Genomic DNA, 14602 nt, shown 5'->3' on the forward strand with positions numbered 1-14602 from the left:
CGAACATGAAACGCGACGCTCTGAAATCGGCCAGCACCGCGATCGGCCAGCAACCCATCACGCTGGATGTGCTGAGAGAGAAGTACCTCAAGGACGGCGAGACCAGCGAGCAGGACATCTACCGCCGCGTGGCGCGCGCCCTGGCCTCGGTGGAGCCCGAGGCCGACCGCGCCCTGTGGGAGCAGCGCTTCTTCGACAACCTGCAGGCCGGCGCCATCGGGGCGGGTCGCATCATGAGCGCGGCCGGCACGGAGATCCAGGCCACGCTGATCAACTGCTTCGTGCAACCCGTGGGTGACTGCATCCAGGGCCTGGACGACGGCGGTTACGCCGGCATCTACGAAGCCCTGCGCGAAGCCGCCGAGACCATGCGGCGCGGCGGTGGCGTGGGCTACGACTTCTCGCGCATCCGCCCGCGCGGCGCCGAGGTCAAGACCATGGCGTCCATCGCCTCGGGCCCGTGCAGCTACATCAACGTGTTTGACCAGTCCTGTGCCACGGTGGAGAGCGCGGGCGCGCGGCGCGGCGCGCAGATGGGCGTGCTGCGCATCGACCACCCCGACGTGATCGAGTTCATCACCGCCAAACGCACACCCGGGCGCTGGAACAACTTCAACGTGTCGGTGGGCGTGAGCGACGCCTTCATGCGCGCGCTGGCCGACGACCAACCCTGGGAACTGGTGCACCGCGCCCGACCCGGCGCGGCGCTGCTGGCCCAGGGCGCCCACCAGCGCACCGACGGCCTGTGGGTCTACCGCAGCCTGCCCGCGCGCGAGCTGTGGGACACGGTGATGCGCTCCACCTACGACTTCGCCGAACCCGGCATCCTGTTTCTCGACCACATCCAGCAGGACAACAACCTGCGTTACTGCGAGTCGATCGAGGCGACGAACCCTTGCGGCGAGCAGCCACTGCCGCCCTACGGCTGCTGCGACCTCGGGCCGGTGATCCTGCCCCGCTTCGTGCGCCACCCCTTCGGCTTCGGTGACTTGCCCAGTTTCGACTTCGAGGCCTTCGAGCGCGCCGTGGCCCTGCAGGTGCGGGCGCTCGACAACGTGCTGGACGTGACCTACTGGCCGTTGCCTCAGCAGCGCGCCGAGTCGGCGGCCAAGCGGCGCATCGGCGTGGGGTTCACCGGCATGGGCAATGCGCTGGCCATGCTGTGCGTGCGCTACGACCGCGCCGAGGGGCGCGCCCTGGCCGCGCAGATTGCCGAGCGCATGCGCGACGCGGCCTACACCGCCTCGGTGGCGTTGGCGAAGGAGAAGGGCGCGTTCCCGAAATTCGACGCCGACGGGTACCTGGCCGAAGGCACCTTCGCCAGCCGCCTGCCCGAGGCGCTGCGTGCGGCGATCCGCGCGCACGGCATCCGCAACAGCCACCTGCTCTCCATCGCACCCACCGGCACGGTCAGTCTGGCCTTCGCCGACAACGCGTCCAACGGCATCGAGCCACCGTTTTCGTGGATGTACCGGCGCAAGAAGCGCGAGGCCGACGGCAGCACGACCGACTACGCGGTGGAAGACCACGCTTGGCGGCTCTACCGCGAGCTCGGTGGCGACATGGCGCACCTGCCCGCGTATTTCGTGAGCGCGCTGGCCATGCCCGCGGCCGACCACCTGGCCATGATGGAAGCGGTGCAGCCTTTCGTGGACACGGCCATTTCCAAAACGGTGAACGTGCCGGCCGACTACCCCTACGAAGACTTCAAGGGCTTGTACCAGCAGGCCTGGCGCGCGCAGCTCAAGGGCCTGGCGACCTACCGGCCCAACGCCATCCTGGGCTCGGTGCTCGACACCGGACCCACGCCGGAAACGATCGCGAGCGTGGCCACCGTGGACCCGATGCGCAGCGTGATCGAGAACCGGCCGCCGGGTGCGCTCTCGGCGGTGGCCGACAAGATCGAGTACTGGACGCAGGAAGGCCATCAGACGCTGTACCTGCTGGTGTCGTTCCTGCCGGTGCCCACGGCCGACGGAGCGGGCACGGTCGAGCGCGCGATCGAGTTCTTCATGCCCGTGGGGCAGAGCGGTGAGTCGCAGCAGTGGGTGTCGTCCAGCATGCGGCTGCTCTCGCTGGCCGCGCGCGGCGGCTTTCTGGAGCGCGCCTTGCGCGACATGCGCAAGGTGGTGTGGGACCGCGGACCCGTGCGAATGGGCACGCACCAGAAGGCCGACGGCACGCATGTGCCGATGTGGCACGACTCGGTGGTGGCGGCTATCGCCTACGCGGTGCAGACACTGATTGCGCAGCGCGCCGGGGTCACCCCCTTGTCGGGACAGCCCTCACCAGTGGTGGTGCAAGCCACGCCCGGCATGATGCCGGGCAAGAAGTGCGGTGAGTGCGGCGCGCACGCAGTGATCCGCAAGGACGGCTGCGACTACTGCACGCAGTGCGGCCACCTGGGGGTTTGCGGATGAACACCACACTGCTCTCCCGACCGCCCCACCTCGCCTGCGAGGCTGAGATGGTGGAACTCCAGTGCGCTCGCGCCGCCGCCGACCTGATCCACGCGCGCCGGACCGTGCTGCCCAAACGCTTGCTGGCGCCCGGACCCGATGCGGACCAGCTGCAGGTCTTGCTGGGAGCGGCCGCCGCCGCGCCCGACCACGGGCAGCTGCTGCCCTGGCGCTTCGTTATCGTGCCGCGTGTCGAGCGTGCGTCGCTGGCCGAGGTGTTCGCCCAGGCGCTGCGCGAGCGCGACGCCAGCGCCACCCCAGAGCAGCTGGACCAGGCGCGCGAGAAGGCGCACCGCGCGCCATTGCTGTTGCTGGTGGTGGTGGACGGGCAATGCGGCGACCCCGCGGTGGACCTCGCCGAGCGCATCTTCTCGGCCGGCTGCGCGGTGCAGAACATGCTGCTCATGGCCACCGCCATGGGTTATGGCTCGGCGCTCACCAGCGGCAAGGCGCTGGGCTCCCAGGCCCTGCGCCAGCGCTTCGGTTTGAGCGCCGGCGAACACGCCCTGTGTTTCCTGAGTGTGGGCACGGTGGCCGCGCGCCGGCCCTCGCGCGTGCGCCCGACCGTGGCCGATTACTGCAGCACGCTCGGCCCCGCGCCGACATCCCACGCCAACTGAATCTGGAGAGCCTGTGAACATTCAAACCTTCGACGACCTGCTGAGCGCCGCGCGCAGCCAACCTCTGCCGCAACGCCTGCTGTTCGTGTTTGCCGGCGTCGAGCTGCCCGACGACGCCACGCCGGCCCAGCGCCTCGAATTCGAGCGCGGCGAGGGCGGTGCGCTGGTGCCGCAGATGTGCGTGGACAAGGGCTTGGACGAGCTCCACTCGTTCGACCAGTTGGTGCGCGAAGCCGCAGCCTTTGGCCAGCCCTGGGGCATGGTGTTTGCCGCCGCACTCGCCGGCACGCCGGGCCGCCAGCCTGAGAGTGCCGATGCCGAACAGCCGCTGCAGGACATGGTGGAGGCGATCCGCCACGGCCAGCTGTCCGCCTTCATCCCGTTCGACCCAAAAGGCCACGCCGTGGCCCTGGGCTGAGATGGTCAGCTCGGTCCCGCTCACCGCCATCATGCTGCCTGGGCACCGCGCTCCCGCAGCGGGTTTCGAGGCGCCGTTCGAGATGCTGGGCGCCTGCCACGAACGCGTCGAGCGCATGCTGGCCCTGCTGGCCAAGCTGCAGCAGCATGTGCTGGTGAATGGCTGGGACGAGAGCGTGGCCAGCGCCGCGCGCGACGTGATGCGGTATTTCGACCTGGCCGCGCCGCTGCACCACGAAGACGAGGAATTGCATGTGTTCCCGCCCTTGCTGGCGGGCGACGATGCCATGCTGCGTCGGGTGGTGCAGCGCCTGCAGCAGGACCACCGCGACATGGAGGCGGTCTGGGTGGAGGCCCGGGCCGCGCTGGCTTCTGTGACGCAAGCGCCCCCGCTCGGCTGGACCCACTTCAGCCCACCCGAAGAGGCCACGCTCATTGGCTTCACTCGCCTGTACGACCGCCATCTGAGCGAGGAGGACGGTCTGGTGTACCCGGCCGCGCAGACAAGCCTGTCGCCCGATGTCCTGCGGGCCATGAGCGCCGACATGATGCGGCGCCGCGGATTGCAGCCCGGTTGACGCTCTGGCCTGCCGAGTCTTGTCAGACCTTCGGCCCTCACCGATCCACCACAGCCCCTGGACACGTTGTCAAGTCCACAGATCCAGCCTCCACGTTGTTCGGATAGCGTCGAGTGACGTCTCCCCCGAATTCCGGACTTTCAAAACTAGAGGTACGGTTGCTTCAATCCCGGGGCGATTCACAGTACCTCTTGAAGAGCTCAAATCTCTGAGGCGAGATTCCCGCGAATGCTCCGTTACTGCCTTGAGCAAAGAAACCCAACCACGTAGAACATCACAATGATGCGGCCGCTGCAAGTTGACTAGCGCTAGTCACAAGTCGATCGGCCCGAGAACCACAAGCCGGTGCTCGGTGCCGCTGGTGCCGCCCTGGAAGATTGGCTATTCATAAGCGGGATCCGCGAGGGCGCCCTCTTCCGTCGGGTGCTCAAGGGCGGCCACCTGGGTGGTCCGCTGTCGGCAGCTTCCGTGCGCGACATCGTTCAGGCGCGGTGTGTATTGGCGGGGGTGGAGGGGCGTGTTCTGCTCATTCGTTGCGGTCGGGCTTCGTGACTGAAGCCGCCGCGCAAAACGTCTAGATCGCTGACACGATGGCCATGGCAGGCCACCAGTCGGTTGCCGTAGTGCTTGGCTACCAGCGCCGGGACGGGCTTTCCAAGAACCCCGCCTCCAGTCTGCTGAATTAGATTGTCACTGGAGGTAGGTTGAACCCGTCGTGCTGGTTTCGGCCCGTTTTGATATTTTGTCGACGATTCCCAAAAAACCGAGATGACCCCGAACTGCGCCTGGTGGTGCAAAGCGGGCTGCGCGGGTGGCCGATCGCGCCATCTGCGTGGGCCCAGCGCCCTCGGCGGAGAGCTACCTCAATGCCAACGCGCTGGTGGCAGCCGCCAAGGGCACGGGGTGCGATGCGATCCACCCGGGCTATGGCTTCCTCTCGGAACGCGCCAGCTTCCAGCGCCTGTGCGCCGAACAGGGTCTGGTGTTCGTCGGCCCCGACGCGGATGCCATCGAGCGCATGGGCAACAAGATCAACGCCATCGTTGCAGCGCGTGCCGCAGGTGTACCGGTACTGCCGGGTCGAGAACGCATTGGCAACGTGGCCGAGCTGCTGACCTGCGCCGGCGAGATCGGCTATCCGGTGCTGATCAAGGCATCGGCTGGCGGCGGAGGGCGTGGCATGCGGCTGCTGCACAGGCCGCAGGACGCGGAGGCCGCCTTCGCGAGTGCGCAGGCCGAGGCGCTCGCCGCCTTTGGCGATGGCACGGTTTACCTGGAGAAGTACATCCAGGACGCACGCCACATTGAAATCCAGGTGATCGCCGACGCCTTCGGCCGCTGCTGCCATCTGTTCGAACGCGATTGCAGCGTGCAGCGCCGCCACCAAAAACTCGTGGAAGAGTCGCCGTCGCCTGTGCTCTCGGCCGATATGCGCCAGGCCATGGCCAAGGCGGCGGTCGACCTGACGCTCGCGGTGGGCTACCGCAACGCCGGCACGGTGGAATTCGTTTTTGACAAGGCGAGTGGCGCGTTCTATTTCCTGGAGATGAACACCCGCGTGCAGGTGGAGCATCCCGTCACGGAAGCCGTCACCGGCATCGACATCGTTCGCGAGCAGATCCGCATTGCCATGGGCTTGCCGCTTTCCTTTGTACAAGAGGACATTCGCATGGACGGTCATGCCATCGAATGCCGTGTCAACGCCGAGGACCCGCACGATGGCTTTCGGCCTTCGCCTGGGCGGGTGCGCGAGTGGCTTCCACCGGACCACCCGTGGGTGCGGTTGGATACCCACGTGTACCCAGGCTACCTCGTGCCGCCGTTCTACGACTCGATGGTGGCCAAGGTGATCGCACACGGTCCCACACGCGAGTACGCCATCGCGCAGATGTTGGCCTACCTGCGCGCCTTCCGTGTGACCGGCATTACCACCACGATTCCCTTGCAGATCCAGGTGATGGAACACCCCGACTTCGCCGCTGGCGACGTCACCACCACGTGGCTGGAGCAAACCATTCTGCCCAGCTTGAACAAGAAAAATACAGAGGCACCACACGCATGAACCTGATCGATTTTTTCGACAAGAACGTCCGCAACTTTCCGCAGCGCAAGGGCATCGTCTACGAGGACCGCGCCTGGACCTATGCTGAGCTTGACCCTCTTGTGCTGCGCATCGCCCATGGCCTTGCGGGCAGCGGCGTTGGGCGCGAGACGCCCTGCGCCGTGATCAGCCGCAACCACCCTCTGGCGTTCATGGCCTTGTTGGGCATTCTCAAGGCGCGCGGCAGCTGGGTGCCGTTGAACACCGGCAACGCCGAAGAGGATCACCTCTATGTGCTGGGGCACTTCGATGTCCACGTGTTGTTCTATCAAAAGGAGTTCGCCGCTTTCGCGCGCCAGGTGAAGGCCACGGTGCCTTGTGTGAAGCACTTCATCTGCATCGACGGCGTCGACGGTGAGCACCCCGACATGCAGACCTGGATGTCGCAGCAAAATTCCGACCCTGTTGCATTGCCCTGGGATCCGGACGGCATGTGCATGCTGCGCGGCACCGGCGGCACCACGGGGCGGCCCAAGGGTGTGATGAACACCAATCGAAACTTCGAGGTGACGCTGTCGAACTACATGGCGCGCATGCACTTCGACGAACCGCCGATCTACCTGGCGGCCGCGCCGCTGTCGCACGCGGCGTCGGTGTTCGCCTTCGTCAACATGGGTCTGGGCGGCACCCTGGTCATCCTGCCCAAGTTCGATGCCGACGCGGTCATGCAGGCCATCCAGCGCCACCGCGTGTCGTGGTTGTACCTCCCGCCCACGGCGGTGTATTCCCTGCTCTCGCATCCCGATGCGCGCCGGTACGACTACAGCTCGCTGCGGTACTTCGTCTACGGCGCTGCACCCATGTCGGCGGCCAAGCTGGCCGAGGCCATTGGCCTGTTCGGCAAGGTGATGACACAGGCCTACGGCCAGACCGAAGCACCAGCAGGCATCACCTACCTGGGCCCGGAGGAACACCTGGATCGGGACGGGAACATTGATGAGAAGCGGCTGCTCAGTTGCGGCCGTCCCGACCCCTTCACGCGCGTGGCGCTGATGGACGATGACGGCAATTTCGTACCACGTGGCGAGATCGGCGAGATCGTGGTGCAGGGTGGCATCGTCATGCGCGGTTACTACAAGAACCCCGAAGCCAGCGCCGAGGTGTCGCGCTTCGGCTGGCACCACACCGGTGACCTCGCCTACGAGGACGAGGACGGTTACTTGTACATCTGCGACCGCAAGAAGGAAATGATCATCAGCGGCGGCTTCAACGTGTTTCCGCTGGAGGTCGAGCAGGTCATCCTCGCCCATCCTGCCGTGCAGGACTGCGCCGTGGTCGGCGTGCCCGACGAGAAGTGGGGCGAAGCCGTGAAAGCCGTGGTGGAGCTCAAGACCGGTCAGCACGTCAGCGCGGAGGAGTTGATCGCCAACTGCCGTGCCCGTCTCGGGGCCGTCAAGACGCCCAAGACCGTGGACTTCATGGACGAACTTCCGCGCAGTTCGGTCGGCAAGGTGATGCGCCGCGCCGTGCGCGATCGCTACTGGACCGGGCAGGCCCGCCGTGTTTGAGCCCACGCCGATTCGCACCGGCCGCCGCATCGACGTGGCGGCTGCGCGCGCGGCTTTCGATGTGGCCGTTGACACGCACTCGCAGGAACTCGGCCACTTCTTCCTGGCCCGCTTCTTCGGCTTCGAGGTCGGATATGTCGACGAGACCTGCACCGTGGCGTTCGACGTGCGTGAGGACCTGTGCAACCCGCGTGGCTTGCTGCAGGGTGGCGTGATCGCCACCGCGCTGGATGTGGCGATGGCCCACCTGGCGCAGCACCTGGCACGTAGGGGTGCGGCCACTGCCAACCTGGCGGTGCAGTACCTGCGCGGTGTCCAGACTGGACGTGTGCAGGCCACGGCCCGCGTGGCCCGCAAGGGCGCCAGCCTCTGGTTCCTCGAAGCGAACCTGCTCGCCGCGGATGGCGAGCGCATCGCCAGTGCGAGCGCGACGCTCGCGTTGGCCCCGGCCGCACAGGCGGCCCTATCAGAAACGCAATGCAATGACACTCAATGACGAAGAGAAGGCCATGCTCCATGGGGAGCACGGGGCGACACTGCGCCTGGCCATGGAACACCAACTCGCCGTGGGCCGGTTCTTTGGCGCGCAGGACATGGTTCCCGTGACGCAGGCCCACATCATGGCCGACACCGAGAGCCTGGGCCAGGCCGGCGTGCAATGGCTGGAGCAGTTGGCCGATGCGGGCGGCGTGGTGCGCATTCCCACGATCACCGACCCGCGCGGCACCGACTTCGCGCATGCCCAGGAACTGGGGCAGGCCGACTGGATGGTCGAACTGGAACGCCGCGCCATCGACGCCTTCATACGCCTGGGCGTGGCGATGACCGACACCTGCATCAACTACCAGACCGTGCTGCCGGCCACGCGCGGCGAGCATGTTGCTTATGGCGACACGGGTGTGGTCATCTATGCCAACTCGGTTTTCGGTGCGCGTTCCAACTACGAAGGGGGGCCGTCCGCGCTCTCCGCTGCGTTGACCGGCCGCACGCCGCGCTATGGCTTTCATCTGGACGAGAAGCGGCAGGCCACCATCCGCTTTCGCGTCACGCACACGCCGCGAACGCTGGACGAATGGGGTGCCCTGGGGGCGGTGATCGGACGCAAGACGGGCAGCTACGACCAGGTGCCTGTGGTCGAAGGCCTGGAGGGCGCAGCGGGATCCGACGAGATCAAGCACTTCGGTGCGGCCATGGCGAGCTTCGGCTCGATTGCGCTGTTCCACGTCGTTGGCATGACGCCCGAAGCCCCCACGTTGGCCAGCGTCGGCGGTCAACGCCTGAGCGACATCCACACTGTGGACGAGAGCGAGCTGGTGGCGTTCCGCCGTGGTTATGCCGACGGCGATACCAGCGTGGATGTGGTGGTGTTCTCCGCACCGCAACTGAGCCTGTACGAGCTGCGCAAACTGGCGGCGCTGGCCAAGGGCCAGTCGTTCCGCATTCCTTTGCTGGTCACCACCAGCCCACAGGTCAAGCCCGATGCCGACCGCTTCGGCTACACGCAGGCCATTGAATCGGCCGGCGGCACCGTGCTGCAGGGCATGTGCTTCTACCAGTCCTACGCCCGCGAGATGGCCGAGGCGCGTGGCTGGCGGCGGCTGGCGAGCAACAGCGCCAAGCTGGTCAACATCCTGGGGGTTATGGCTACCAGCCACGGCTGGCCTCCATGGAGCAATGCGTACAGGCCGCCATCTCGGGAGAACTGCAATGACACAACGCGAATTCCGCGCCCGTCACACCTTGGGGTCGGCGCCGGTGAGTGGCTTGGCGCTGGTGGCCAGCGACGGCTTTTCCGCACGCTACGACCTCGATCGGCTCGAAGGTGTTTTCTCTCGTGCCTCGCACAAGCTGTATGGCCAGTCGTATGTCAACCGCATCCTGATCCTGGACTGCGCCAAAGGCGGTGTCGCCACCGCCTGGATGCTGCATGAAATGAAGGCCCGGCGCATGCTGCCGCTGGCGATTGTGCTCAACCGCGCCAATCCCATCATGGCGCAAGGGGCCGCGCTGGCGGGGATCTGCCTGCTGGCCGGTTTCGACAGCGACATCACTAAGGACGTGTCCTCGGGCGCGCTGGTCGAGATTGACCCCGCCGCTGGTGTGCTGCGCATGGCGGACGAGGTTGTCAACACCGCCCCTGTCGCGGCGTCATTGCCCGCGGGTTACCGAGCCGTGCACGGCCCTTGAACCACAAAACTTCTCCAGGTTGTATCCATGACACATCCCACGAACGCAGGGCTAGATGCTCTGTTCGCCCCCCGCTCCATCGCGGTCATCGGCGCTTCCAGCAATCCGGAGAAGGTCGCTGGTTTGCCGGTGCGCTTTCTGCGCGAGTTCGGCTATCAGGGCCGGATCTTCCCGGTCAACCCGACCAGCGCTGAGATCCAGGGCCTGCGCGCTTACGAAAACATCGCAGCCGTCGGCCAGCCAGTGGACCTAGCCATTCTTTCGCTACCCGCCTCGGCCACCGTCAAAGCTTTGGACGATTGCGGACGCGCCGGCGTGCGCGCCGCCGTGCTGTTCGCCTCGGGCTTCGCCGAGCTGGGCGCGGAAGGTGCGCGCGAACAGGAGCGCTTGCAGGCCGTGGCACAACAGCACGGCATGCGCGTGCTCGGGCCCAACTGTCTGGGCATGATGAACGTGAACACTGGCGCTTACGCCACGTTCAGTCCCCTACTGCATTCTGGTGCGCTCAAGCCCGGCAACGTGGCCGTGGTCAGCGGCAGCGGTGCCTTCGGTGTGTTCGCGCTGGTGCGTGCACGCGAACGCGGCATCGGCATCAGCCTGTTCGCCTCCACTGGCAACGAGGCCGACGTGGACTTGGCGGAGTGCATCCGCTATTTGGCCGAGGATGAACAGACCAAGGTCATCGCCTGCTACATGGAAGGTGCGCGCGACGGCGAACGCCTGGCCGCCGCGCTCGAGCTGGCGCGCCTTCACCGCAAGCCCGTGATTGTGTGCAAGTCGGGCACGTCGGCCATGGGCGGGGCGACGGCCGCCTCCCACACCGCGGCTCTCGCGGGCGCCGACGAGATTTTTGATGCCGTTTTCCGCCAGCATGGCGCGTACCGCGCTCGCGATGTCGACGAGATGTTCGACGTGGCGTACGCCTGCTCGGTCTCCCCGTTGCCGCGCTCACGTCGACTCGGCATCCTGAGCATGTCGGGCGGCGCCGCCGTCTCACTGGCAGACGCCGCGGAGCGCTTCCACATGGAGGTGCCCACGCTGCCGGAACCGCTGCAGCAGCGGATTCTCGAGCGCGTGCCCCATGGCTCCGCGTCGGGGCCCATCGACCTCACCGGCAAGGTACTCGACGACCACTCGATCTTTCCCGACGTGGTGGACGAAGTGGTCAACTCCGGCACTTATGACAGCGTCGTTGCGTTCCAGGCCGTGACCGGCATCACGCCGCAGCACCGCAGCTTCATCACCGGCACTTGGTCCACCGTGCGCGAGCGTCACCCCGAACTGCCGGTGGCGGTGGTGAGCGTGTTCGACGACGAGAATCGCCGCTTCCTCGATGGTATCGGCTGCATGGCCTTCGAGGAACCCACGCGCGCGGTGCGCGCCTTGGCGGCACTCGCTGGGCTGCGCGAGGTCTTCGATCGGTCTGCGCCCACCCACGAACGACCTGCTTCAATGCCCCTGGCGACCCCAATGGACCGCTCCGAACGGCAGGCGCTGGCGTTGGTCGCAAAGGCCGGCATCCCGGTGGTGCCGCACGCCACCGCGTGCGATGCCCGGCAGGCGGCCGACGCTGCCACTGCCATGGGATTTCCGGTGGTGCTGAAGGTGCTGTCCGACGACATCCCGCACAAGTCCGACGCCGGCCGCGTGGCCCTGCGCCTGCGCGAGGCAGAAGAGGTGAAAAACGCGTTTGAGAACATCCTGCAGCGCGTGCGCCAGGCCCGCCCCGATGCAACCATCGACGGCGTGCTGGTGGCACCCATGATCCAGGGCGGCGTGGAATGCATCTTGGGCGGCCTGGTGGACCCGGTGTTCGGCCCAGTGGTCATGTTCGGGCTCGGTGGCATCCATGTGGAAGTGCTTAAGGATGTGAGCTTCCGGCGCGCACCGCTGGACCGTGCAGAAGCCTATCGCATGGTCCGCGAGATCCGTTCGGCTGCCGTCCTGGACGGCGTGCGTGGACAGCCTCCGGTGGATCAGCAGGCCCTGGCCGACGCGCTGGTGCGGCTGTCGCATCTGATCGTGGCCAATGTGGGGCACGTCGCTTCGATCGAGATCAACCCCTTCATCGCGCTGCCGCACGGCGGTATGGCGGTCGATGCGCTCGTAGTGCCCCTGTCGGCACCGGAGGCCTGAGCGTGGCCTGGATACGAGCCGCCGCCGCCACGCCCTTCGGCCGCCACGAAGGCCTGGACTCTGTTGATCTGATGAGCCAGGCCGCCACGCTCGCCCTTCAGCAGGCGGAACTTGAGCGGAGCGACATCGGCGGCGTGGTGTGCGGTCACAGCACCACTCACCCGCATTTGATGCTGGCTACGGTGTTCGCCGAACACTTCGGGGTGCAGCCGCACTATGCGCATGGCGTGCAGCACGGGGGTGCCACGGGTCTGGCCATGGTCATGCTGGCCAATGCGCTGGTGGAGCAGGGGGTGGTCGATCACATCCTGGTGATCGCGGGTGAGAACCGCCTTACAGGGCAAACGCGCGATAGCACGGTGCAGAGCCTGGCGCAGGTGGGCCACCCTCGTTATGAGGTGCCACTGGGCTTGAACGTACCGGCCTACTATGCGCTGCTCGCCTCGCGCTACCTGCATGAATACGGCCTCGCCGAAGAAGACCTGGCGGAATTCGCGGTGCTGATGCGGCGGCACGCCATGTGCCATCCTCACGCCCACCTGAAAGAAGCACTGACGGTGCAGACGGTGATGGCCTCCAAGCCGATCGCCACACCCTTGAAACTGCTGGACTGCTCGCCCATCTCCGACGGGGGCGCGGCCGTCATCGTCAGCCGGCGGCCCTCGGGCGCCCACCCCACCCGCATTGCAGGCTGCGGTCAGGCGCATATGCACCAGCACGCCACCGCCGCGCAAGATCTGATTCGCAGCGGCGCGCGCGAGTCTGCCCATCGAGCGCTCGCTGCAGCCGGCACAGGGCTCGCTCACATCGACTACCTCGGCATCTACGACAGCTTCACGGTCACGCTAGCCGTGTTGCTGGAACAGATCGGCGTGTGCGCACCCGGCAAGGCCGCGGAAGACGCGCGCGCAGGCCGCTTTGATCGTGGCGGCCCACTGCCCCTGAACACCCACGGCGGACTGCTCTCTTACGGTCACTGCGGCGCCGCCGGTTCGCTCGGCCATCTGGTGGAAACCCATTTGCAGCTGAGCGGCAATGCTGGCGAACGACAGGTGGCTCGAGCACGGCGAGCACTGCTGCACGGTGACGGCGGCATCATGTCCTCGCACGTGTCCATGGTGCTGGAGGCCGCGCAATGACCAAGCTCCAGAGCAGCCGGACCGACGCCGATTGGACGCTCGGCGCACCGGCCGTGGTCTACCAGCAATGCCACGCTTGCGGCCAGCGCTGGTACTTTGCACGGCCCATGTGCCCCCATTGCGGCGCTGACGGGCCTGAGACGAAAACGGCCTCAGGTCGAGGCACGGTGTACGCCGTCACCACGGTCCTGCGCGCACCGACCGACAGTCTGCGCGCGGCGCTTCCCTACACCGTTGCCTTGATCGACTGCGCCGAAGGCTTTCGCATGCTGGCACACGCCACCGCTGGCGTGCGCATCGGCGACCCGGTGGTGGCGAAGTTTCGCGAGTTCGATGGTGCGCTCGCACCGCTCTTCACACCGGCACCCGCCGACTGAACTTTGAATCAACCGAAAGATATTAAGGAGACAAGCATGAGACGTCGAATCCTCAAGTGCCTCGCGGCAGCGCTCGCCATCACCTCGGTCAGCGCACTCGCCCAGGACGCATACCCGCAGAAACCTGTGCGGCTCATCGTGCCCTTTCCCGCCGGGGGCATCGTCGACATTATCGGCCGCGATTTGGCCGAGCTCTTGTCGGCCCGCCTGGGGCAGCCGGTGCTAGTGGACAACCGCCCCGGCGCGGGCGGCGCGTTAGGAACCGATCTGGTTGACAAGTCGGCGCCCGATGGCCTGACCCTGGTGCTGGCCACCGTCGGCCACGCCATCTTGCCGGCCATGGGCAAACTGCCATTCGACCCGATCGCCGACTTTGCGCCGGTTGCCACCATCGCCGATGTCCCAAGTGTGATCGCGGTGCCAGCCACTCTGGGTGTGCGCACCCTGAGGGAGTTCTCGGCGCTGGCCAAAAGTCGGCCGGGCCAACTCAGCTACGCCTCCTCGGGCAACGGCAGCCTGCTTCATCTGATCGGCGAGTCCTACAAGCGGCAGGCAGGCGTGTTCATGGTGCACATTCCCTATCGGGGGCAGCCTCAAGCGATGGCAGACCTGATCGGCGGACGCGTCGACATGATGGCGCTGTCCATTGGCGTCGCCGTGCCTTACATCCAGGCGGGCAAGCTGGTGGGTCTTGCCACAACCGCAGACAAACGCAGTCCCGCGCTGCCCAACGTGCCGACGACAGCGGAGGCGGGAATGGGGGAACTGAAAGGCTCGTCCTGGTTCGCTTTGCTGGCGCCGGCACGAACGCCGGCGCCCATCTTGCAGCGCCTTGCGCAGGAACTCGAGCGCGTGGCCGCCAACCCGGCGTTTGTGAAGACAGTGCAGACCAACGGCGGCACCACTATGTTCCGCGGCCCGAGCGCCACGACCGACGTGATCCGCGCGGAGGTCGACGCTTGGCGCCGGCTGGTCAATGCCTCCGGCATCAAGGCCGATTGAAACGCCCCGCCCACTCAACCGGTTGTCCGTTCCCCTGCGAGAAATTTGAAGAGAATTCAATGAAGAAAAAGTTTTCAA

The 14602-nt window shown here is 66.5% G+C and carries 13 protein-coding genes and 1 pseudogene; all 14 read left to right on the forward strand.

The window, feature by feature from the left end:
- Window positions 1-5 precede the first annotated feature (5 nt).
- Window positions 6-2420 (forward strand): adenosylcobalamin-dependent ribonucleoside-diphosphate reductase, encoded by a 2415-nt coding sequence (locus ABSY19_RS05695; protein WP_382159968.1) that lies wholly within the window; start codon window positions 6-8, stop codon window positions 2418-2420.
- A 47-nt stretch (window positions 2421-2467) separates the two neighbouring features.
- On the forward strand, window positions 2468-3079 hold the full coding sequence (locus tag ABSY19_RS05700) for a nitroreductase (protein WP_382163698.1): 612 nt from the start codon (window positions 2468-2470) through the stop codon (window positions 3077-3079).
- A 13-nt stretch (window positions 3080-3092) separates the two neighbouring features.
- The gene (locus ABSY19_RS05705) at window positions 3093-3497 is read left to right on the forward strand and encodes a ribonucleotide reductase subunit alpha (protein ID WP_382159970.1); all 405 of its coding nucleotides are present in this window, start codon (window positions 3093-3095) and stop codon (window positions 3495-3497) included.
- A gap of 1 nt (window position 3498) precedes the next feature.
- Window positions 3499-4074 (forward strand): hemerythrin domain-containing protein, encoded by a 576-nt coding sequence (locus tag ABSY19_RS05710; RefSeq protein WP_382159973.1) that lies wholly within the window; start codon window positions 3499-3501, stop codon window positions 4072-4074.
- A 321-nt stretch (window positions 4075-4395) separates the two neighbouring features.
- Window positions 4396-4760 (forward strand): annotated as a pseudogene (locus ABSY19_RS05715) (tyrosine-type recombinase/integrase); the annotation flags it as partial.
- 125 nt (window positions 4761-4885) lie between these two features.
- A complete protein-coding gene (locus tag ABSY19_RS05720) occupies window positions 4886-6136 on the forward strand; it encodes an acetyl/propionyl/methylcrotonyl-CoA carboxylase subunit alpha (protein WP_382159976.1) in 1251 nt (416 codons plus the stop codon).
- A complete protein-coding gene (locus tag ABSY19_RS05725; protein ID WP_382159979.1) occupies window positions 6133-7683 on the forward strand; it encodes a class I adenylate-forming enzyme family protein in 1551 nt (516 codons plus the stop codon). Before ABSY19_RS05720 ends, ABSY19_RS05725 begins: the two co-directional genes overlap by 4 nt.
- Window positions 7676-8179, forward strand: coding sequence for a PaaI family thioesterase (locus ABSY19_RS05730; RefSeq protein WP_382159982.1), 504 nt, complete (start codon window positions 7676-7678; stop codon window positions 8177-8179). The genes ABSY19_RS05725 and ABSY19_RS05730 overlap by 8 nt, the downstream gene beginning before the upstream one ends.
- Window positions 8166-9614, forward strand: coding sequence for an aconitase X (locus ABSY19_RS05735; RefSeq protein ID WP_382159985.1), 1449 nt, complete (start codon window positions 8166-8168; stop codon window positions 9612-9614). Before ABSY19_RS05730 ends, ABSY19_RS05735 begins: the two co-directional genes overlap by 14 nt.
- The gene (locus tag ABSY19_RS05740; protein WP_382163699.1) at window positions 9532-9870 is read left to right on the forward strand and encodes an aconitase X swivel domain-containing protein; all 339 of its coding nucleotides are present in this window, start codon (window positions 9532-9534) and stop codon (window positions 9868-9870) included. Before ABSY19_RS05735 ends, ABSY19_RS05740 begins: the two co-directional genes overlap by 83 nt.
- A gap of 27 nt (window positions 9871-9897) precedes the next feature.
- Window positions 9898-12006, forward strand: coding sequence for an acetate--CoA ligase family protein (locus ABSY19_RS05745; protein WP_382159988.1), 2109 nt, complete (start codon window positions 9898-9900; stop codon window positions 12004-12006).
- Window positions 12007-12008: 2 nt separating this feature from the next.
- Complete coding sequence (locus tag ABSY19_RS05750; RefSeq protein ID WP_382159991.1) at window positions 12009-13145, forward strand: thiolase family protein; 1137 nt, start codon at window positions 12009-12011, stop codon at window positions 13143-13145.
- Window positions 13142-13522 carry a Zn-ribbon domain-containing OB-fold protein gene (locus tag ABSY19_RS05755; protein ID WP_382159994.1) on the forward strand — a complete coding sequence of 127 codons (381 nt, stop codon included), beginning with the start codon at window positions 13142-13144 and terminating at the stop codon, window positions 13520-13522. Before ABSY19_RS05750 ends, ABSY19_RS05755 begins: the two co-directional genes overlap by 4 nt.
- 36 nt (window positions 13523-13558) lie before the next feature.
- Window positions 13559-14524, forward strand: coding sequence for a Bug family tripartite tricarboxylate transporter substrate binding protein (locus tag ABSY19_RS05760; RefSeq protein ID WP_382159996.1), 966 nt, complete (start codon window positions 13559-13561; stop codon window positions 14522-14524).
- Window positions 14525-14602 lie beyond the last annotated feature (78 nt).

It is taken from the genome of Hydrogenophaga sp. ANAO-22 (assembly GCF_042466645.1).
In the GTDB taxonomy this organism is placed as follows: Bacteria; Pseudomonadota; Gammaproteobacteria; order Burkholderiales; family Burkholderiaceae_C; genus Hydrogenophaga.